Origin of the sequence: Marinobacter sp. Arc7-DN-1 (assembly GCF_003441595.1) — a bacterium.
Classification (GTDB): domain Bacteria; phylum Pseudomonadota; class Gammaproteobacteria; order Pseudomonadales; family Oleiphilaceae; genus Marinobacter; species Marinobacter metalliresistant.
The window spans coordinates 1,972,626-1,993,887 of the sequence record NZ_CP031848.1 but is presented as its reverse complement, the minus strand read 5'-3'; the positions used below and the strand labels follow the sequence as shown (position 1 = coordinate 1,993,887).

At 58.0% G+C, this 21,262-nt stretch carries 19 protein-coding genes and 1 tRNA gene; 16 read left to right on the top strand and 4 right to left on the bottom strand.

Annotation, left to right across the window (positions count from 1 at the left end):
* Positions 1–200 precede the first annotated feature (200 nt).
* From ftsH to pnp, 16 genes are all read left to right on the top strand, one after another.
* Positions 201–2,144: an ATP-dependent zinc metalloprotease FtsH gene (ftsH, locus tag D0851_RS09375; RefSeq protein WP_264756473.1), complete on the top strand. Its 1,944-nt coding sequence runs from the start codon at positions 201–203 to the stop codon at positions 2,142–2,144.
* Positions 2,145–2,807: 663 nt separating this feature from the next.
* Positions 2,808–3,413: a reverse transcriptase domain-containing protein gene (locus D0851_RS21060; protein WP_413773550.1), complete on the top strand. Its 606-nt coding sequence runs from the start codon at positions 2,808–2,810 to the stop codon at positions 3,411–3,413.
* Positions 3,334–3,729: a reverse transcriptase domain-containing protein gene (locus tag D0851_RS21055; protein WP_413773549.1), complete on the top strand. Its 396-nt coding sequence runs from the start codon at positions 3,334–3,336 to the stop codon at positions 3,727–3,729. The genes D0851_RS21060 and D0851_RS21055 overlap by 80 nt, the downstream gene beginning before the upstream one ends.
* Before the next feature lie 23 nt (positions 3,730–3,752).
* The gene (locus D0851_RS21050) at positions 3,753–4,067 is read left to right on the top strand and encodes a group II intron maturase-specific domain-containing protein (RefSeq protein WP_413773548.1); all 315 of its coding nucleotides are present in this window, start codon (positions 3,753–3,755) and stop codon (positions 4,065–4,067) included.
* 92 nt (positions 4,068–4,159) lie between these two features.
* Positions 4,160–4,990 (top strand): dihydropteroate synthase, encoded by an 831-nt coding sequence (gene folP, locus D0851_RS09365; protein WP_117618411.1) that lies wholly within the window; start codon positions 4,160–4,162, stop codon positions 4,988–4,990.
* Positions 4,990–6,333: a phosphoglucosamine mutase gene (gene glmM, locus D0851_RS09360; protein WP_117618410.1), complete on the top strand. Its 1,344-nt coding sequence runs from the start codon at positions 4,990–4,992 to the stop codon at positions 6,331–6,333. Before folP ends, glmM begins: the two co-directional genes overlap by 1 nt.
* A gap of 75 nt (positions 6,334–6,408) precedes the next feature.
* Positions 6,409–7,167, top strand: a complete 759-nt coding sequence (gene tpiA / locus D0851_RS09355) for a triose-phosphate isomerase (protein ID WP_117618409.1) — start codon at positions 6,409–6,411, stop codon at positions 7,165–7,167.
* A 24-nt stretch (positions 7,168–7,191) separates the two neighbouring features.
* Complete coding sequence (gene secG / locus D0851_RS09350; protein WP_117618408.1) at positions 7,192–7,572, top strand: preprotein translocase subunit SecG; 381 nt, start codon at positions 7,192–7,194, stop codon at positions 7,570–7,572.
* A 7-nt stretch (positions 7,573–7,579) separates the two neighbouring features.
* Positions 7,580–7,664 (top strand) — tRNA-Leu (locus D0851_RS09345).
* Between the two features lie 320 nt (positions 7,665–7,984).
* Complete coding sequence (gene rimP, locus D0851_RS09340; protein WP_117618407.1) at positions 7,985–8,446, top strand: ribosome maturation factor RimP; 462 nt, start codon at positions 7,985–7,987, stop codon at positions 8,444–8,446.
* Positions 8,447–8,500: 54 nt separating this feature from the next.
* Complete coding sequence (nusA, locus tag D0851_RS09335) at positions 8,501–9,994, top strand: transcription termination factor NusA (protein ID WP_117618406.1); 1,494 nt, start codon at positions 8,501–8,503, stop codon at positions 9,992–9,994.
* A gap of 18 nt (positions 9,995–10,012) precedes the next feature.
* The gene (gene infB / locus D0851_RS09330) at positions 10,013–12,565 is read left to right on the top strand and encodes a translation initiation factor IF-2 (RefSeq protein WP_117618405.1); all 2,553 of its coding nucleotides are present in this window, start codon (positions 10,013–10,015) and stop codon (positions 12,563–12,565) included.
* A 25-nt stretch (positions 12,566–12,590) separates the two neighbouring features.
* Positions 12,591–13,016 (top strand): 30S ribosome-binding factor RbfA, encoded by a 426-nt coding sequence (rbfA, locus tag D0851_RS09325; RefSeq protein ID WP_117618404.1) that lies wholly within the window; start codon positions 12,591–12,593, stop codon positions 13,014–13,016.
* On the top strand, positions 13,013–13,954 hold the full coding sequence (gene truB, locus D0851_RS09320; RefSeq protein WP_117618403.1) for a tRNA pseudouridine(55) synthase TruB: 942 nt from the start codon (positions 13,013–13,015) through the stop codon (positions 13,952–13,954). The genes rbfA and truB overlap by 4 nt, the downstream gene beginning before the upstream one ends.
* Before the next feature lie 77 nt (positions 13,955–14,031).
* Positions 14,032–14,301, top strand: a complete 270-nt coding sequence (gene rpsO, locus D0851_RS09315; protein ID WP_099617538.1) for a 30S ribosomal protein S15 — start codon at positions 14,032–14,034, stop codon at positions 14,299–14,301.
* 399 nt (positions 14,302–14,700) lie between these two features.
* On the top strand, positions 14,701–16,836 hold the full coding sequence (gene pnp, locus D0851_RS09310; RefSeq protein WP_264756472.1) for a polyribonucleotide nucleotidyltransferase: 2,136 nt from the start codon (positions 14,701–14,703) through the stop codon (positions 16,834–16,836).
* 103 nt (positions 16,837–16,939) lie between these two features.
* On the opposite strand, the gene D0851_RS09305 is transcribed toward pnp, so the two are convergent.
* The 4 genes from D0851_RS09305 to D0851_RS09290 form a co-directional block, all read right to left on the bottom strand.
* Positions 16,940–17,827, bottom strand: a complete 888-nt coding sequence (locus tag D0851_RS09305; RefSeq protein ID WP_117618402.1) for an alpha/beta hydrolase — start codon at positions 17,825–17,827, stop codon at positions 16,940–16,942.
* Positions 17,797–19,662, bottom strand: coding sequence for a DUF4105 domain-containing protein (locus D0851_RS09300; RefSeq protein WP_117618401.1), 1,866 nt, complete (start codon positions 19,660–19,662; stop codon positions 17,797–17,799). The genes D0851_RS09305 and D0851_RS09300 overlap by 31 nt, the downstream gene beginning before the upstream one ends.
* 89 nt (positions 19,663–19,751) lie before the next feature.
* A complete protein-coding gene (locus D0851_RS09295; protein WP_117618400.1) occupies positions 19,752–20,216 on the bottom strand; it encodes a DUF3015 domain-containing protein in 465 nt (154 codons plus the stop codon).
* A 557-nt stretch (positions 20,217–20,773) separates the two neighbouring features.
* On the bottom strand, positions 20,774–21,214 hold the full coding sequence (locus tag D0851_RS09290; RefSeq protein WP_205422302.1) for a hypothetical protein: 441 nt from the start codon (positions 21,212–21,214) through the stop codon (positions 20,774–20,776).
* Between the last annotated feature and the right edge of the window lie 48 nt (positions 21,215–21,262).

Below are 21,262 nucleotides of genomic sequence, written 5' to 3'. Positions count from 1 at the left end.
GGGGTGGTCTGGTGTCGCTGTTGTAATTTCAGATATGGCGCCCACTATGAATGGTATGGCCGCTTTTCATCGGAAAATCTGTATGTCCCGTGTGGCCGATACGGATGGGCCGTTTCTGGTGGACGGGCGTACAATTGGTGTAAGGTGTCTGAAAAGGGTGCTTTCGAAAAGCTAACCCTTCAATTCACAGGTGATGATCCTTGAACGATATGGCAAAAAATCTGGTTCTCTGGCTAATTATAGCCGCCGTGCTGCTGATGGTGTTTCAGAATTTCTCTCCCACCACCACCGGCCAACAAGTCAATTATTCCCAGTTTGTGGAGATGGTCCAGCAAGGGCAGGTCCGTCAGGTCACAATCGATGGGCTGGAGGTTCAGGGTACCCGTGGTGACGGCTCCCAGTTCCAGACAATCCGTCCGCAGGTGTCTGACAACAAGCTGATGGACGATCTTCTCGCGAACAACGTTGAGGTTATCGGTAAGCAGCCTGAGCGCCAGAGCCTGTGGACACAGTTGCTGGTGGCTGCGTTCCCGATACTGATCATCATCGCGCTGTTTGTCTTCTTCATGCGCCAGATGCAGGGAGGTGGCGGCGGCAAAGGCCCCATGTCCTTCGGCAAGAGCAAGGCCCGTCTGATGAGTGAAGATCAGATCAAGACAACCTTCGGTGACGTGGCCGGCGTTGATGAGGCCAAGGAAGACGTCAAAGAACTGGTGGACTTCCTGCGGGATCCCAGCAAATTCCAGCGTCTTGGCGGCAGCATTCCCAAAGGCGTTCTGATGGTGGGTCAGCCGGGCACTGGTAAAACCCTGCTCGCCAAAGCCATTGCCGGTGAAGCCAAGGTGCCGTTCTTTTCCATCTCCGGTTCCGACTTCGTGGAAATGTTCGTGGGCGTGGGTGCATCCCGTGTTCGCGACATGTTCGAGCAGGCCAAAAAGCAGAGCCCGTGCATCATCTTTATCGACGAGATTGATGCGGTCGGTCGTCATCGTGGCGCCGGTATGGGTGGTGGTCATGATGAGCGCGAGCAGACCCTGAACCAGTTGCTGGTTGAGATGGACGGCTTTGAAGGCAACGAAGGCGTTATCGTCATCGCCGCCACCAACCGTCCGGACGTTCTGGACCCCGCGCTGTTGCGCCCGGGCCGTTTCGACCGCCAGGTGGTCGTTGGCCTGCCGGATATCATCGGCCGCGAGCAGATCCTCAAGGTGCACATGAAGAAGGTGCCCCTGGCGGATGGCGTAGAACCGGCTCTGATTGCCCGTGGTACACCCGGATTCTCCGGTGCTGACCTGGCCAACCTGGTGAATGAAGCTGCCCTGTTTGCGGCGCGTCGTGACCAGCGCCTGGTTTCCATGGAAGAGTTCGAGCTGGCCAAAGACAAGATCATGATGGGCGCCGAGCGTAAGTCCATGGTCATGAGTGAGAAGGAAAAGCGGAACACGGCTTACCATGAATCTGGCCATGCCATTGTCGGCCGGCTGATGCCGGAGCATGACCCGGTTTACAAGGTCAGCATTATTCCTCGCGGCCGTGCGCTGGGTGTGACCATGTTCCTCCCTGAAGAGGATAAGTACAGCCACAGCAAGCGTTTCCTGATCAGCTCCATCTGCAGTCTTTTCGGTGGCCGTGTTGCCGAAGAGCTGACCCTTGGGTTTGATGGCGTTACCACCGGTGCATCCAATGATATCGAGCGGGCGACCAGCCTGGCCCGCAACATGGTGACCCGCTGGGGGCTGTCCGAAAAGCTTGGGCCGCTTCAGTACGACACTGACAGCGAAGAGCCGTTCCTCGGCATGTCCGCCGGCCAGTCCCAGACGGTGTACTCGCCGGAAACGGCCCAGCGGATTGACGAAGAAGTCCGCAACATCATTGACACCTGCTACGAAAAGGCCAGGCAGATTCTGATCGATAACCGCGACAAGCTCGACATGATGGCCGATGCGCTGATCAAGTACGAAACCATCGATCGTCACCAGATCGACGACATCATGGAGGGCCGAACACCTCGTCCGCCGAAAGGTTGGGGAGACAGTGGTCCCGCAGGTGGTGTGAAAGTCGATGAGCCTGAAGTGGCGCCGGAGCCCAAGGCTTCCGATGACGGTCGTCATCCGGGTGTCGGCCGACCTGCCGGAGAGCATTGACTCTGCCGGCCAGGAAACCCCTGTAGCTCCCAGCGCCGCCCGGATCCCGGGCGGCGTTTGTTTTGGTGCGCCAGGCATGGCGCGTAGCGCCTTGACGGGCGCTGTTCCGGTACAGGTGGTGCTGGCCGGATGACTTGGGGGTGCAAGTCCCCTGTGGGCCCGGTAAGGGGAACCACTAGCCGGACGGCAAGGGTGTCCATCGCGAGGTGGAATCTGAAGGAAGCCGCAGGCAAAACACTGACCTGACGAACAGAAATCGCATACGAGGCGGTCACACCGGGTAAGGCGGCCAATATCGTCAAAGCCCGATACTTGCACAGAAGGTGTGAACGTAGATGCGGCGGGTATAAGTGTGAAGGTCACGCGTCTTACCCTGGGAAGTCTGGTTTTCTGCCACCGTGCTACTCACCTCGTGAGGGGTGGGGATGGGAAGCCAGAACTCAGCAGAGGCCATAGTAGGTGTGTCACCGCACACTGAAGGGCTGAACATGGTTGACCGCAAGTAGGCGATGAGTGCTCGTGGTGTGCTTATGAAGACAGAAGCGGCCCGGATGGGTCAGGGCAATCAGGGAGGCGCCGGACGGAATCCGGCAGAGACTGGTGCCCGTGTCGAGGCAGACGCGGAGGCTCATTCGTGGACGAACGCGGAGCCCGAACGCGCGGATGGAACAGGTGCTTGAGCGCCCGAACCTGATGCGTGCGTATCAGCGGGTGGTGTCCAACAAGGGCGCAGCTGGCGTCGATCAGATGCCCACAACGGCCCTGAAAGGCCACCTGCAACAGCATTGGCCAACGGTGCGTGAGCGCTTATTGGCCGGACGCTACCATCCTCAGCCCATACGCCGGGTCAGTATCCTCAAGCCGCAAGGCGGCGAACGGGTACTGGGTATTCCGACGGTACAAGATCGCCTGATTCAACAAGCCCTTCACCAAGTGCTGAGCCCGATGCTGGAACCGACCTTCTCGGATCACAGTTACGGCTTCCGGCCTGGGAGAAGTGCCCATCAGGCGGTCAAGGCGATGCAGCAGCACATCAATGAGGGCCACCGTTGGGTGGTCGATCTGGATCTGGCCCAGTTCTTTGACCGGGTCAACCACGATGTGCTGATGAGCCTGCTGGCTCGTCGCATCACCGACCGCCGGATACTGACCCTGATCCGACGTTATCTGGAAGCCGGCATGCTGGACGGTGGGGTGGTCAGCCCGAGACGGGAAGGGACGCCACAAGGCGGCCCCGCTCTCGCCTCTGCTCTCCAATGTTCTTTTTGACCGAACTGGACCAGGGAGCTGGGAGCGCCGGGGCCATCGGTTCTGCCGCTACGCGGACGACTGCAATATCTACGTTCGTAGCAAGCGAGCCGGGCACCGGATCATGGCCAGCCTCACCCACTATCTGGAAACGCACTTGCGCCTGAAGATCAACACGGAGAAAAGCGCCGTGGGATCGGCCTTGGCGCCGGAGCTATCTGGGTTACAGCGTAAGCTGGCACAAACAGGTTCGGCTGAGGATGCCCAAGAGCCTGAAAGCTCATCAGGCCAACCGCGTCAGTTTGCTCCGACGATCACGGGGGCGATCGCCTGCTGACCACCATCCAACACCTGAATCCAGTGCTGCGAGGGTGGGGCGAACTACTACGCCTGACCGACTCAAAGCGCTCGGTAGAGGCGATGGACGGGTGGGTACGGCGACGACTCCGCCTGATCCTGTGGCGACAATGGAAGCGAGTTCACACTCGAGCTCGCAACCTGATGCGGCTTGGACTGGTGGAGGAACGGGCTTGGAAAAGCGCGACAAACGGGCGCGGGCCTTGGTGGAATAGCGGGGCATCGCATATGAATGCCGCACTCCCCAAGAAGGTCTTTAACCGCCTGTCTCTGGTAAGCTTGTTGGATACGATGACTCGGCTTCAGAGCCAGCCATGAACCGCCGTATACGGAACCGTACGTACGGTGGTGTGAGAGGACGGGGGAGGTAACTCCCCCTCCTACTCGATCCAGTCTGAAAAAGGTTTGCCATGAAAATGAATTTTGCCGGGCGGGAGCTGGATATGTCCCGCTGCCACGTAATGGGGATTTTAAACGTAACGCCGGATTCCTTTTCCGATGGAGGGAAGTTCAACCGGCCTGGCGTGGCTCTCCAGCGGGCCAGGCAAATGGTGGCCGATGGTGCGACATTTATCGATATCGGTGGTGAGTCGACCCGTCCGGGTGCGACGCCGGTGTCGGTTCAGGAAGAGCTGGATCGGGTCTGCCCGGTGGTTGAAGCGGTTGCCCGAGAGCTGGATGCCGTGGTCTCGGTGGACACCAGTGCGCCGGAAGTGATGGCGGAAACGGCGAAACTCGGGGCAGGCCTGATTAACGATGTGCGTGCGCTTCAGCGGGAAGGCGCGCCGGAGGTGGTCGCCCGGGCTGCCATACCGGTGTGTATCATGCATATTCAGGGCGAGCCGGACACCATGCAGGATTGCCCGGAGTACCGGAATGTCCGCCGGGAGGTGAGTTCGTTTCTCTCGGAGCGAATGCGTGTAGCCGAAATGGCCGGCGTTCGTCCGGAGAATATTCTGCTCGACCCGGGCTTCGGTTTTGGCAAGAGTCTCGAGCACAACCTGCAGCTGCTCGCTTCCCTTGAGCAGATGCATATCCTCGGGCACCCGCTGCTGATTGGGGTTTCCCGGAAGTCCATGCTCGGCCATATCACCGGACGCGATGTGAATGAAAGGTTGCCCGCAAGTCTCGCGGCCGCGACAATATCCGCCATGAAAGGTGCCAGCATAATTCGCGTGCACGATGTCAGGGAAACTGTGGACGCCGTCCGTGTGGTGACGGCAGTGAAGGAGGCAGGCTAATGTCCGAAAGAAAATATTTTGGCACCGACGGCATCCGCGGCCGTGTCGGTGAGTTTCCGATTACCCCCGAATTCATGCTCAAGTTGGGCTGGGCCGCCGGTCAGGCGTTCAAGCGCGATGGCCATCGCAACAGTGTATTGATTGGCAAGGACACCCGCCTCTCCGGTTACATGTTTGAATCCGCCCTCGAGGCCGGGCTTTCAGCCGCCGGTGTTGATGTAAAACTGCTTGGCCCGATGCCGACACCAGCCATCGCCTATCTCACCCGTACATTCCGGGCCTCGGCCGGTATCGTGATCAGTGCGTCCCATAACCCTCATCACGACAATGGCATCAAGTTTTTCTCGGCTGACGGCACCAAGCTCGATGACGCCCTGGAAGCGGAAATCGAGCGTTGGCTGGACATGCCGATTCAGGTGTGTGAGCCGGCGGAGCTTGGCAAGGCCTCTCGGGTGGACGATGCCCCGGGCCGGTATGTGGAATTCTGCAAAAGTACCGTGCCGAACGAATTCACCCTGGATGGCATGAAAATCGTGCTGGATTGCGCTCACGGTGCCACTTATCACGTTGCCCCTAAGGTATTCAGTGAGCTTGGCGCCAGGGTGTCGGTGATTGGCGCCGATCCCGATGGTCTGAATATCAACCTGAACGTTGGCTCTACCCATCTGGAAGCGCTGAAGGCAGCTGTTGTTGGAAAGGGGGCGGATCTTGGCATCGCTTTTGACGGCGACGGTGACCGGGTGCTGATGGTGGACCGCGACGGCTCCGAAGTGGATGGCGATGAACTTCTCTACGTGATTGCCTCCCAGCGCTTTGCGGAGGGCAGCCTGAAAGGCGGGGTTGTCGGTACCCTGATGACCAACCTTGGTGTCGAGCTGGCACTGAATGAGATTGGCATCGAATTCGAGCGCGCCAATGTCGGCGATCGCTACGTAATGGAGCGCCTGGTGGCCAACAACTGGGTACTCGGCGGTGAAGGCTCGGGTCATATGGTTATTCGTGACTGCACGAGTACCGGAGATGGGATTGTCTCGGCGTTGCAGACCCTGCTGGCGGTCAGAAAATCGGGGAAGACGCTTTCCGACATCCGTCTGGGCATGAGCAAGCTGCCTCAGAAGATGATTAACGTGCGTGTAAGCCAGCGTTTCGATCCGTTCAGCCGAGACGACATTGTTGCTGCGGTGCAAAAGGCCGAATCTGATCTGGGCAGCTCCGGGCGAATCCTGCTCAGAGCCTCTGGAACCGAACCGTTGATCCGGGTTATGGCCGAAGGACAGGACGCAGAGGATATCCTGCGGGTTGTCGAGGAACTGGCGAAAGTGGTGGAGAATTCTGCCGCTTAATTTTGTGTTTTCAGGCGGTTGTCTGCCGGGAGGGAGTGCTGTATAGTTCGCCCTCCCTCACGTTCGGGAACTGTTATGCGTCGTAAGATCGTAGCCGGAAACTGGAAGATGAACGGGTCAAGAGACCTGGCCCAAACGCTGGTAGGCTATGTGCGATCCCAGGTCGAGTCTCTTGATAATGGCGTTGAGGTTGTTATCATTCCTCCCGCAATTTATATCGGAGATGCGGTCGCCCAGGCCGGTGATGCGCTGGCATTGGGTGTTCAGAACGTCGGGCAGTGGGAATCCGGAGCCTATACCGGTGAGATTTCCGCTGGGATGGCAAGAGATCAGGGTTGCCGTTACGGTCTGGTGGGTCACTCTGAACGTCGTCAGATCTTTGCTGAAAGCGACGACATGGTGGCTGCAAAAGTTGAGCGCCTCGTTGGCAATGATCTGGACGCCATCGTCTGTGTCGGTGAAACGCTTGAACAGCGGGAGGCTGGCGAGGCGGAGTCGGTTGTTGCAGGTCAGGTCCGGAAAGGGCTGGCAGCAGTGACGCCGGATCAGTGGTCGCGTGTTGTCGTTGCTTACGAGCCTGTATGGGCTATTGGCACCGGCAAAACAGCCACCGCGCAAGATGCCCAGGCCATGCACGCGTCGATCAGAAAAGTGCTGGCAGGGATGGGTGCCCCGGCGGAAGAGATATCGCTGCTTTACGGGGGCAGTGTAAAAGCGGATAATGCACCGGCGCTTTTTGCCGAGCCGGATGTTGATGGCGGCTTGATCGGCGGAGCGTCGCTGATAGCAGAAGAATTTGTAAGTATTTGCCGGGCGGTTCCGGCAGATGCCTAAAGTTAAAGGTTCGCGAGAGTCGTTATGGATTGGTTAGAGACACTGGTTGTCGTTGTGCACGTCGTGATCGCGGTGGCGCTGGTGGGTCTTGTGCTGATCCAGCAGGGCAAGGGTGCTGACGCAGGAGCTGCCTTTGGTGGTGGTGCCTCTCAGACAGTATTCGGTAGTCAGGGTAGTGGCAGTTTTCTGACCCGCTTTACGACTCTGCTCGCCATTGTATTTTTTGTGACAAGTTTCTCGCTGGCGGTCTTTGCCAAGCAGCGCGCCGAACTGGCCGGGGAAGCAGGTATTCCTGTAGTCGAGGAATCCGCTGCCACCGCACCGGCTGACAGTGCCGCTGGAAATGGTAAGGCTTCCTCCAGCGAAACCGGGGGCGGGGAGTCTGGTCTCCCTGAACTCGAGTAAGAATGTTGCCCGGGTGGTGAAACTGGTAGACACGCTATCTTGAGGGGGTAGTGGCGAAAGCTGTGCCGGTTCGAGTCCGGCCCCGGGCACCATATAGAAGAAAAGCGGCTTGGACTCTCCAGGCCGTTTTTTTTGGTCAGTCCTTGACCACTCTGCCCGGCGTCTCTATACTCCGGCGGAGATTGGGACCTGCCGCGTGGTGCTGGCGGGTTTCTGGCAGGCCAGGTGTCTGTCAGCAGGAAGCGGTACATCGGTTTGCTTCCTGCGAGTTCTTGCAACAAAAGGCCCCATTGTTCGGGGCTTTTTGATTAAGGGGCCTGGCGCAAAGGGCCCTGGTGCATAAAAAGGGCTGATAAAACAGCCCTTTTTTTGTTTTTGGGGCCGGTAAATCTGATAACGGAGAAGGCGTAACTTGTCAGCCAAGCTTAAACAACTGGAAGACATTCTTCGGCCTGTAATTGAGGGTCTGGGGTATGAGTTCTGGGGCATTGAATTCCGCTCACAGGGCCATCATTCCCTGCTGCGGGTATTTATTGACGATGCCGAGAACGGTATCGGAATCGAGGACTGCGAAAAAGTCAGTCGCCAGATCAGCGGTGTGATGGATGTGGAAGATCCCATCCAGACCGAATACACACTGGAGGTTTCATCCCCGGGGATGGATCGCCCGCTGTTTCGTCTGGAGCAATACGAAGCCTTTGTCGGCCACCAGGTTCAGATTCGTCTCCGGATGGCATTTGAAGGGCGCCGGAAGTTCCAGGGGCTCATCAAGGGTGTCGAAGGTGATGATGTGGTGGTGGTGGTTGATGACCACGAATATCTGTTGCCTTTTGACAGCATCGAAAAGGCCCACATCGTACCGGTATTCGAATGAACGATATGAAAAAGTCAGTGGACGCACAGTTTATGTTGAGGGCAGGGCAATCCAATGAGTAAAGAGATCTTGCTGGTGGTTGAATCCGTCTCGAACGAGAAAGGTGTCGAGAAGGATGTGATTTTCGAAGCGATCGAGCTGGCACTGGCCACCGCGGCCAAAAAACGCTTTGATGACGAAGAGGCGGATATCCGGGTTTCGATCGACCGGAAAACCGGGGAATATGAAACCTTCCGCCGTTGGCTGGTTGTGGACAACGATGCGGTTCCTGCGCTGGGTACAGAGCTCACTCTGCAGGAAGCCGAGGAAATCGACACGGCGCTGAAGCCGGGCGATATTCATGAAGAGAAAATTGAATCCGAGGCCTTCGGTCGGATCGGAGCCCAGGCTGCCAAGCAGATTATCTTCCAGAAGGTCCGTGAAGCTGAGCGCATGAAAATTGTCGACAGCTACCGTGACCGTGTTGGTGAGCTGGTGTCTGGTACGGTCAAAAAAGTGACTCGCGACAATGTCATTGTTGATCTGGGCAGTAACGCCGAGGCGCTGTTGCCCCGGGAGCACCTGATTCCCCGGGAAACCTTCCGTATGGGCGACAGGGTGCGCTCCCTGCTTCTGGAGATCCGTACCGACCATCGCGGCCCCCAACTGATCCTGAGCCGCACCGCAGCGCAGATGCTGATCGAGCTGTTCCGCATTGAGGTGCCGGAAATCGCGGAAGAGCTGATCGAGATCCGTGGTGCCGCAAGGGATCCTGGCTCCCGGGCCAAGATCGCAGTAAAAACCAATGATCGCCGCATTGATCCGGTTGGCGCCTGTGTTGGTATGCGCGGGTCCCGCGTTCAGGCCGTTTCCAACGAGCTCGGTGGTGAGCGTGTCGACATCGTACTCTGGGACGATAACCCGGCCCAGTTGGTGATTAATGCCATGGCCCCGGCGGAGGTTGCCTCCATCGTAATGGATGAAGACCGGCACACCATGGAAGTGGCTGTGGCGGAAGACAATCTGGCCCAGGCGATTGGCCGGAACGGCCAGAATGTTCGCCTGGCTACCGAACTGACAGGCTGGACCCTGAACGTGATGACCGAAGAAGAAGCCGGTGAGCGTCAGGAGCAGGAGTACAATCGACTTGTCGAGCATTTCACTGGCAACCTGGATATTGATGAAGAGTTCGCCGGTGTGCTGATTGAGGAAGGGTTTACTTCGATCGAGGAGGTAGCCTATGTGCCAATGGAAGAGATGCTGGCGATCGAAGGTTTTGACGAAGAGACCGTCACTGAACTGCGTCGTCGTGCCAAGGATGTCCTGCTGAACCAGGCCCTGGCAAGCGAGGAGGCACTTGAGGGTGCCGAGCCGGCAGAGGATCTTCTTGGTATGGACGGCATGGACCGTAGCCTGGCCTTCAAGCTGGCTGGCATGGGTGTGCGCACCATGGAAGATCTGGCAGAGCAGTCCGTTGGCGACCTGCTCGATATTGATGGTATGGATGAAGAGCGTGCCGGTCAGCTTATCATGACCGCACGTGCCCCCTGGTTTGAAGACCAGGCCTAATTCGGGAGGAGGACCAGTATGGCTGAAGTAACGGTAAAACAACTGGCCGAAGATGTAGGCGCTCCCGTGGATCGTTTGCTGAAGCAGATTGTGGAGGCTGGCCTGAAGGCCCGCTCCGAGAGTGATTCTGTCTCCAGCGATGAGAAGCAGCAGTTGCTGGCCTATTTGAGAAAGACCCACGGTGAGGCCGGTGCCGAGCCGCGCAAGATTACCCTGAAGCGCAAGACCACCACGACCCTCAAGGCGGGCAAGGCAAAAACCGTCAATGTTGAGGTTCGCAAGCGCCGTACGTACATCAAGCGGGCTGAACTGCAGCCTGAAGCTGAAGCGTCGAAACAGGAAGAGCTGGTCGTAGAGCAGGCGCAAGAGCAGCCGCCGGTGGAAGAAGCGCCAAAGGCGGCAGCCGAGCAGGCTCCACAGGCGGAGGCTGAGAAGCCGTCCCCGGCTGAGGCAGCGACCCCGGAAGAGGCTGCACAGCAGGAACAGGCCGGGAAGGCAGAGCCGAAGAAAGCAGCAGAGCCAGCTCCCGCTCCGGAAGACATTCCCATGCCACCGCCTGAGGGCGAGGGCAAGGATCGCAAGCCGAAGAAGAAGAAAGAAAAGGTTCGCGAACGCAGCGACGAGGTCGAAGAAGGCAAGCCCAAGAAAAAGCAGGCTGGCCATCGCGGTCCTCGCGCTCGTCCGGTGGAAGAGCCGCTGGTGATCTCCGAAGACGAGGAAGATACCACGCTGCGTAAGCCGCTACGTGCGAAAAAGAAACCCAAAGAGAAGCGTCATGGCTTCGAGAGGCCGACCAAACCAATGGTCAGAGAAGTAGAGATTCCGGAAACGATTACTGTAGGAGACCTTGCCCAGCGCATGGCGGTCAAGTCGGCTGACGTAATCAAGACCCTGATGGGTATGGGCGTTATGGCCACCATCAACCAGGCACTGGATCAGGAAACTGCCGTTCTGGTGACCGAAGAACTGGGTCACACGCCCAAGACAGTCAGCGATGACGCGTTCGAAGAGGAGGTTCTGAGCGAATTCTCCTTTGAAGGCGGCGAAAAGACCCAGCGCGCTCCGGTTGTGAGTGTGATGGGTCACGTTGACCATGGCAAAACGTCACTGCTGGACTACATCCGCCGTACCAAGGTGGCCTCCGGTGAATCCGGTGGCATTACCCAGCACATTGGTGCCTACCACGTTGAAACGGATCACGGCATGGTGTCCTTCCTGGATACGCCGGGCCACGCTGCATTTACTGCGATGCGTGCCCGTGGTGCCCAGTGCACCGATATCGTGGTCCTGGTGGTTGCAGCCGATGACGGTGTGATGCCCCAGACCAAGGAAGCTGTCCAGCATGCCCGTTCAGCCGGTGTGCCCATCGTGGTTGCGATGAACAAGATGGATAAGGAAGAAGCCGATCCGGATCGCATCAAGACGGAGCTGGCCGGTATGGAAGTGATTCCGGAAGACTGGGGCGGTGATGTCCAGTTTGTGCCGGTCTCTGCTCACACCGGTGCGGGCATCGACGATCTGTTGGAAGCTCTGCTGCTGCAGGCCGAAGTTCTGGAGCTGCAGGCGGTAACGGACGCCCCGGCCAAAGGGGTTGTGGTCGAGTCCAGTCTTGAGCGTGGACGCGGCTCCGTTGCAACCGTACTGGTTCAGAATGGTACCCTGCGCCAGGGTGACATGGTTGTGGCCGGTGCCTACTTTGGTAAGGTCCGGGCCATGACCGATGAAGCCGGCAAACAGGTCAGGGAAGCTGGCCCCTCCATTCCGGTCGAAATCCTCGGTCTGAACGGAACACCGGATGCCGGTGACGAATTCTTCGCAGTTGCCGACGAGAAGAAGGCCAAAGAGCTGGCCGAGTTCCGCCAGACCCGCGAGCGGGAGCAGCGTCTCCAGCGCCAGCAGGCGGCAAAGCTCGAGAACCTGTTCGAGAATATGGGCAAGGACGAGGTCAAAACCCTCAATGTGGTGCTCAAGACCGACGTTCGTGGTTCTCTGGAAGCCATTACCAAAGCCCTGCAGGACCTTGGTAATGACGAGGTTCAGGTGAAGATTGTATCGTCCGGTGTCGGTGGTATTGCCGAGACCGACGTCAGCCTGGCCATGGCAACCAACGCCGTTATCTTCGGCTTCAACGTTCGTGCCGATACAGCGTCCAAACGCCTGGTTGAGCAGGAAGGTCTGGATCTGCGCTACTACAGCATCATCTACAACCTGATTGATGATGTGAAGGCAGCCCTGACCGGCATGCTGGCACCGGAATTCCGTGAAGACATTGTCGGCATTGCCGATGTTCGCGACGTCTTCCGTTCGCCGAAGTTTGGTCAGGTGGCTGGCTGCATGGTGACCGAAGGTACCGTTTACCGGAATAAACCGATCCGGGTTCTTCGGGACAACGTGGTTATCTTTGAAGGTGAGCTGGAATCCCTGCGCCGCTTCAAGGACGACGTTCCTGAAGTCCGTAATGGCATGGAGTGCGGCATCGGCGTTAAGGGTTACGACGTGAAAGTCGGCGACCAGATCGAAGTATTCGATCGCGTCCGGGTCGAGCGCAAGCTTGAGTCCACCGGCGCATGATGCGCCTGAGGTTAAGGGAAGCCTGATGCCAAGAGAGTTCAGCCGGATTGATCGCATCGGCGATCAGATGCAACGGGAGCTGGCCCAGCTCATCCAGCGGGAAGTCAAAGACCCGCGGGTGGGCATGGTTACGGTAAATGCAGTCAAGGTCAGTCGTGACCTTGGCTACGCCGATATCTACGTGTCCCTGCTTTCCACCGAAGAGCTGACGGAGGAGTCTCCGGAAGTCAAAGAGTCTATCGCTGTTCTCAACAAGGCGTCGGGCTTTCTTCGCGGGCAGGTGGGGCGTGCCATGAAGCTGCGGGTTGTGCCGCAGCTCCGGTTCCATTTTGATGCTTTGCAGGGCTATAGCCGCAAGATGGACAGCCTCATTCGCGAAGCTGTTGGTGACAAGCCCGCCGTGGACCGTGATGAAGGTGAAGGCCAGGACGATCCGGAGCGTAACGCTTGAGCCGCAGACGCAAGGGCCGTGACGTCAACGGCATTCTGGTGATCGACAAGCCGCTGGGTGTCACCTCCAATGGCATTCTGCAACAGGTTAAGCGTCTGTTCGGTGCGGCCAAGGCGGGTCACACCGGTGCGCTGGACCCGCTGGCCTCCGGTGTGTTGCCGCTGTGTTTCGGTGAGGCCACCAAGTTCTCCCAGATGATGCTGGACAGCGACAAAGCCTACATTGCCACCGCACGGCTCGGGATCAGCACCGAAACTGGCGACAGTGAAGGGGCCATCGTTGCCGAGAAGCCGGTACCGGCAGGTCTTTCCTCTGAGGTGCTGGAGCCGGTTCTGGACCGGTTCCGGGGCGATATCCTGCAGGTCCCCTCCATGTATTCGGCGCTTAAGCACAAGGGGCGCCCGCTCTACGAATACGCCCGGGAAGGCATTGAAGTGGAGCGACCGGCCCGGCCAGTCACCATCTACGAACTGACACTTCTGGACATTCGTGAGAATGAGCTGGATATCGCCGTCAGTTGCACCAAGGGTACGTACATTCGCTCACTGGTTGAGGATATTGGCGAAGCCCTCGGTTGTGGCGCCCATGTATCGGCCCTGCGCCGTACCATGGCTTCGGGGTTCACCCTGGCCAATGCCCATGTGGTCAAAGACCTGGAAGACATGCGAGAGCGTGGCGAAAGCCTGGACGGCCTTCTGGTCGCCCCGGATGCCGCGCTGTCCATGTTCCCGGAGCACCATCTGGCGGGGCCGGCGCTGGTATCGATATTGAACGGACAACCGGTTAGAATACCGGGTCAAGCCCATGAAGGCTTCGTGCGTGTCTATGCAAAAGAGAACCGCAGTGAAGGTTTTGTCGGGCTGGCAGAAGCATTCCCGGAAGGTGAGGAGACCAGTCTGGTCCCCCGCCGGCTGGTGAAGAGCAGCGGCAAGCCATAGGCGCAACGCTGTTTAGCCGGGCTGTAGAGATGCGCGGTTCGGCCGGATCTGAAAGCATCGCAACAATGAGGTGAGTTATGGCACTTTCTGCCAATGAGAAAGCACAGATCGTTAATGATTTTCAGCAAGGTGATGGCGATACCGGTTCTCCTGAAGTTCAGGTTGCACTGCTGAGCGCCAACATCAACAAGCTGCAGGATCACTTCAAGGTCAACAAGCAGGATCACCATTCCCGCCGTGGCCTGATCCGGATGGTAAACCAGCGCCGTAAGCTGCTGGACTACCTCAAGCGCAAGAACGCTGACCGTTACCTGGAGCTTATCCAGCGTCTGGGTCTGCGTCGCTGATCCGGGTCTTTACGACCTGAGGGCTGGGCCGGTGACGCCGGTGGCAGTCTTCAACCAGCAGGTCCTTTTGCGGGGCTTGCTGGTTGTGCTTGTCTCGCACTGCAGTTGTATTGTCCGTGGCACCGAAGGATTCCTTGTCGTAATGGAAAGCCGAAATTGATAGCAGGTTGTTGAAAAAACCCGGGCCCGGCGGCCTATGGAATTGCCGCCCGACAGACCGGGGTTTTGCAACAGCCTGTTAGCTTTCAGACGGGTTGCCCTTCGGATCACATCACATCATCTGCAGAACAGCGTGAATTCGGGGTATGAACCCGGGGTCAGATGAAAGCTTTCATCTGACCCCTTATTCGAAGCTTTCGACCCCGTCTTCGCGATCTATCCAATCTATATGAAGAATTAATGCAGGAGTTTTTTGTGGATCTGAAACCTTTCAAGAAATCGTTTGAGCTTGGCGGCAAGACCGTCACTCTGGAAACCGGCCGTATTGCCCGCCAGGCCACCGGTTCGGTGCTGGTAACCGTTGATGATATTTCGGTGCTCGGTACCGTTGTTGGCGCCAAGGAAGCCAAGCCTGGCCAGCCGTTTTTCCCGCTGACCGTGAACTACTTCGAGAAGACCTACGCCGTGGGCAAAATCCCCGGTGGTTTCTTCAAGCGTGAAGGTCGTCCTTCCGAGAAGGAAACCCTGACGTCCCGCCTGATCGACCGTCCGATTCGTCCGCTGTTCCCGAACGGCTTCATGAACGAAGTTCAGGTCATTACCACGGTCATGTCCTCCAGCAAGAATCAGGATCCGGATATTGCCGCGATGCTGGCCGCCTCGGCGGCGCTGTCTATCTCCGGCATCCCGTTCGATGGCCCGATCGGCGCCTCCCGCGTTGGTTACACCAACGAGCGCGGCTACTTCCTGAACCCGACGTTTGAAGAGCTGCAAACCTCCCTGCTGGACATGGTGGTGGCCGGTACCGAAGACGCGGTTCTGATGGTTGAGTCCGAAGCCAAGGGCCTGACGGAAGACCAGATGCTGGGTGGTGTTCTGTACGCCCATCAGGAAATGCAGGTGGCCGTAGCCGCGATCAAGGAATTTGCCGCTGAAATCGGCAAGCCGCGCTGGGACTGGCAGCCAGCGGCAGAGAACACTGAGCTGCTGAATGCCGTCAAGGCCGAGGCCTCCGCAGCCATCGAGGAAGCCTACGGCATTCGCGACAAGATGGAGCGCTACGCGCGTCTGGGCGAAATCAAGACGGCACTGGTTGAAAAACTGGCCGGCGAAGAGGAAGGTCAGCCTTCCGCGGATGAAGTCAAAAAGTATTTTGGCAAGGTGGAGAAAGCCATCGTTCGTCATCAGGTTATTGAGGGCAAGCCCCGCATCGATGGCCGTGACAACAAAACCGTTCGCCCGATCGAAATCGAAGTGGGTGTTCTGCCCAGTGTTCACGGTTCCGCCCTCTTTACCCGTGGCGAGACCCAGGCCATCGTGACCACTACGCTGGGTACCTCCCGCGATGTGCAGATCATTGATGCCCTGGAAGGCGAGCGTAAGGACCCGTTCCTGTTCCACTACAACTTCCCTCCGTATTCGGTTGGTGAAGCAGGCCGTGTTGGCACCCCGGGCCGTCGTGAGGTTGGTCATGGTCGTCTGGCCAAGCGGGGCGTTCTGGCGGTTATGCCGACTCTGGAAGAGTTCCCGTATGCAATCCGTGCGGTTTCCGAGATCACTGAATCCAACGGTTCCAGCTCCATGGCTTCGGTCTGTGGTTCCAGCCTGGCGCTGATGGATGCGGGTGTGCCGATCAAGGCACCGGTTGCCGGTATTGCCATGGGTCTGGTCAAGGAAGACGACAAGTTTGCGATTCTGACCGACATCCTGGGTGACGAAGATCACCTGGGCGACATGGACTTCAAGGTTGCCGGTACCCAAGAGGGCGTGACTGCCCTGCAGATGGATATCAAGATCAACGGCATCACCGACGAGATCATGGAGCTTGCTCTTGAGCAGGCGCACGCAGCCCGTCTGCACATTCTGGGCGAGATGAACAAGGTTATCTCCGCTCCCCGCGCCGAGCTGTCTTCCCGTGCGCCGAGCATCACCACCATCAAGATCAATCCGGAGAAGATCCGTGACGTTATCGGTAAGGGCGGTTCCATGATTCGCTCCATCTGTGACGAAACCGGTGCTTCCATTGATCTGGATGACGACGGTAACGTGAAGATCTACGCGGATAACCAGGAAGCAGCCCAGGCGGCGGTGAACCGGGTGAAGGAAATCACTGCGGAGATCGAGGTTGGCGCTATCTACAAGGGCCGCGTTGAGCGCATTGTGGACTTCGGTGCCTTCGTCAATATCCTGCCTGGCAAGGATGGTCTGGTGCACATTTCCCAGATTTCTGATCGCCGCATCGAGAATGTGACTGACGAGCTGAGCGAAGGTCAGGAAGTTCTGGTTAAGGTTCTGGATGTCGACAACCGTGGCCGCGTCAAGCTGTCCATGAAGGAAATCAAGGAAGGCGACCAGCCGACCGATTTCTCTGCCTGATAGCAAACCCTGAAAACGGGGTCAGATGAACGCGTTCATCTGACCCCAGCTTTACCCGCTGCCAAATTCGGGGTCAGAAGAACGCTTTCTTCTGACCCCATCTTCACCTGTCCCCGCGTTCTGCAATAAACTCCAGCACGGCCTCCTTATACCCCGGAATCACAAACGTCGCCCCATGAGGCGTATCCGTCTGCAAAAACTCTTTCGGTTCCTCTGCGGCCTCATAAAGCGACTCTCCATGATGAAACGGAATGATCCCATCCCGAACACTGTGAATGATCATTACCGGAACCGGGCTGATGCTCGCGATCCGGTCGATGCCTTCGAAATCCGCGGGGATGGTCCAGCTCAGGGGAATCTGGAGCGGCCAGGTGAGCCAGAATGTGTCGAGTTTTTCCCGGGCGATTGCGCGGAACCCTGAAAACGTGCCGTCGAGGATCACACCGTTCAGCCGGGGTTGCTCCTCGCGCCGGGTCCATTCGCCGGCGAGGGCTATGCCCAGTGCGCCGCCGAGGCTTTGGCCGAGGATGTAAACTGGTCGGTCGCCCACCAAGTCGGGTCTTTTGGCCAGCCAGCGCAGGCCGGTTTCGACGTCGTGGAGGGCGCCTTCGATGTCGGGATCGCCGGTGGATTTGCCATAGCCCCGGTAGTCGATGGTGAAGACGTTGTAGCCTTCCTGGGGCAGCCAGGCAACGTTGAGGATGTGGCTGCTGATGTTCTGGGCGTTGCCATGGAGGAAGTAGACGGTGCCCTTGGCATCGTTCTCGGGCGCTTCCGCGGGCAGCCACCAGCCGTGGAGGGTTTCGCCGTCTGCGGTGTCGATGTAGATGTCGTCATAATCGAGGTTCAGGCGGTCCGGGGTGATGTAGGTGACCCGGTCCGGATAAAAGAAGAGGCTGCTGCAACCCGGAAGCAGCAGGAGGGTGAGCGCAAGCCCGGCGAGGCGGGCTGCGCCGGGTATCAGAAATAGGCGTGGAGTCCGGCTTGCCATGCGCTTTGGTACCTGTCGAAGTGGTCTTCACGGGTGAACTCGGCAAACAGGCTGAATTCACGGCCGAAGTGCCAGTTGGCTTTGGCGTACAGCTGGTCCTGGCGATGCTGGCTGCTGACAATCCAGGCCTTGGTTTTGGCACCGGCGAGCACGCTGAAGCGGTTGTTCTGGTGCAGCAGCCCGACATCGGCGCCCGGGGCGGCATCGTAACCACGGCGCAGGTCGTCGTCGATTTCCAAGTCGGCGGTGGCGATGGCAAAGGCCTGGGTCTGGTGGCCAAGACGCCAGCTTCCGCCAGCGCCGCCTTCCAGGTAGGGGGTCAGTACTCTGTCGTTGCCTGTGTCGGTTCGGCGGCCACCAAAGCCGACCTGCCAGGAAAGCGGCGAGAAGAAGGCGTTGCGGGGGCTCAGTGAGCGGATTTCCACGCCGGTGAGCTGTTCCAGCTGGAGCTCATTGTTGTCGGTATAAAGTCGGGCGTCCAGTCTCAGGAATTGCAGTTGGGCTCCGGTGCGGTAGCCGGCTGGCGGGTCCAGCAGGTCATGATAGGCGGGCCTGAACGTGAGCTGGGTGAACTCCCGGTGTGCCTGCTGGCCGGTGCCAACACTCAGGCGGAAGGTGTCGTGGCCCTGATCGTCCCTTACCAGGGGCTCAACAGGCTCCGGTGGCGGTGGCGCATCGTTGATACGGCTACGCTCTCGCAACAAGTCGTGGGACAGGGGCGCGGCGATTTCCCGGGGCCAGCCGTCCGCTTCACTTTTGTAACGGACGTAGTCGTAGGTGGCATCCAGAACCTGGGCCCGTTGCTCCGGTGGCAAGCTGGCCACTTCACGGGCATCCGGGTCGACATAACCATTGGCGATCGCGGCCGCGAGAGTCTGCTGGTCTTCGGCAAGGGTGGCGAGGCTGTAAGCCACCGACGTGGCCGCTGAGGGCCGGTAATACACGTCGCTGACCAGGTTTTTGTCCACCACCCAGCGCACGGTGTCCGAGGGGATTGCGTGAGTGTTCACTTCGCCCAGAAGGTCTGTGCCCGGTCGGGCGATATCAATCAGAGCCAGCAGACGATAAGCGCAATTTTCATCAAAGAAGTAGTAATCGAAATTCCGGTCCCGAATCTCCCAGGCGTGGGCGACCATCATGTCCACTTCGTCCTGGGTGAGGTTCAGTTTGTATTCCCATAGGTCCCGATGTTCGATGTCGGAATACAAGCGGATTTTTTCGTAGTAGGGCTGAACCGTAGTGATGCCGGGGTAGCCGCCGAAGATGCCCTTGTAGGCAAACATTAGTTCGTTGTCGTGGGCGGCAGCGTCGGCGGCATAGGAAATGGTGTTGGCCAGCAGCAGGTTGGTTTCGTCGTCGTCCTGGGGAGGATCCAGTCGCAGGAAGGTGTGGCCGAACATGGAAGACGGGCTGTTCAGGTAAGAGGCGGCGAACACCAGCGTCACAGTTTCCGTGTTCAGGGCCTCGGACCATTCCTGGTAGCCCGGGCAGTCAATATCCGGTAACGACAGGTCAACCTGTTGCCGGAGCCAGGCCTCCCGCGCAGGGAACCGGCAGCGGGCGTGCTTATCGCCTTCCCCGGGTCGCTGGATCGCCTCAAGGGTTGCCTTCAGCTCCGCCTTCGGTGAGTGCTTGCCGTCGTCGCTCAGAAAGAATGCCGGATCGTCTGCCTGGCTGGTGTAGCCGTCGCCAAAAGAGTCCGGCTGATAGTGAACCAGCGCCAGCCAGGCCGGGTCAAAGTGGAGGTCGGGTTTGCTCTCAGGCGTCTCTGCCTGGGTCGGCAGGCTGACTGCGAGCCAGATCAGAACTGGCCCAATACGAAGCATGTTGCCCATGGGTGTGTGCTGTATCCGGGGTTGAACGGTGTTGAGGGTGGAGCGATGCGCCCTCCCTGGCGCACGAACATCCTTTAAATAGATCTGGGTCAGGCCGCCACGTACTTGCTGAGCGACTCATTCTTTTCCAACAGGGCGACGATGGCATCGACGGCTTCGCCGGAGGTGGTGTCAGAACTCGGGAAAATGGTGGCGAAGTTGTCCTGCAGCACCTTTCGGAAGCTGTCACGGTCAGCCTCGTCGACGCCCAGCAGGACTGCCAGGGTATCCAGGTTTTCGCCACCACCGCGAGACATGTCCCGGGCGACCTTGTCGATGTTGCTGTCCATGTACATGGCCATGGACTGGACAGACTGGTTGGTCTGGCAGCCGAGTGTGCCTGTGGTCATGCCAAAGGTCTGGTTACCAAAGGTTGCGTTCGTGGTTGCAGCCAGTACATGGGGGGCAATGCCGGACTGTCCTTTCCAGATCATGGCACCGACACCACAGCCCGGTTGGGCAAAGGCCATGGAGGAGGCACCCAGAAGAATTGCACCTGCGATCAGTTTTTTCATTATCCACTCCTTTGTGTGGTTTAAAGCTGTCGTCGCAATACACAATGCCGCCCCTGACGCAGGGCAGCATTGCGAAAACGGCCCTAACTGGTCTTATGGAGACAGGATGACCGTTGGCTTGAGTATAGTTCAAATCCTGCCAACGCAAGCTTACCGATGGGTGAGTGACTGATTTGGCCTGAAAAAACGGAGAAAACTGATCACGTGGTTATATTCTCCGTGGGTCTTATATGGTCTATCAAAAGTCCATAATGTTAGATGTGGAGTAATTCAGTATCGTGTGTGCGGCCGTGAAGGCCGAAATATAGCTGCATTCAACGCGATTGCCGCGTCAGGAGCTGATGTGATCGGTGCGCAGTGGTACACCGTGAGAAAGAACATTGCGTCGTTTATGGCACCATTAATGTAACCGTTGCGGTCTATAAAGTCGCAATCGAAAGTGTTACGTAGATTTAGATTATTTTTTGAAACCAGAGCTACCGTTCAGGCAGCTCTGGTTTCATTTGAGAGTGCTGGGAATCACGGCTACTGGAGTGACCAGCAGGTGTTAATCCCAGTCAGTATGCAGAGTATTTGTTGTCAATCTCACGCTTTGCGGAAACATATTCTCTATTGTCGATCGTTTCCATCATTAGCTGATCTTCCAGCTGAGTGATTTCTTTGTCTTTCAATTGGTCAATTTTCTGCTTCGTCGCATAATAGTTGATTGACTGTGCGCCTTGGTATCCGCTCATTGGATCCCACAGGATTGAGGCCGGCCATAGCAGGAGATTTACAACGCCAGCGCCGTATTCACGCACATAGAAAGAACCAAAACCGGGCAGGATTCCAAGAGCTGCGGCAGCACCCGGGTTTTTCTCTTCGACGGCCAGACCTTTGGCCTGATAGCCGCGGTACTCCTGTTTTTGCCCTGAGGAGAGCGGTGTTGCGCAGCCAGATATCATCAGGACGCTCAGAACAACACTCAGTACCACGCCTTTTGATCGAGATAGAATCATTTTTATTCCTTAATTAGTTATAACTCCAGGATGACGGAAGCGTACCTA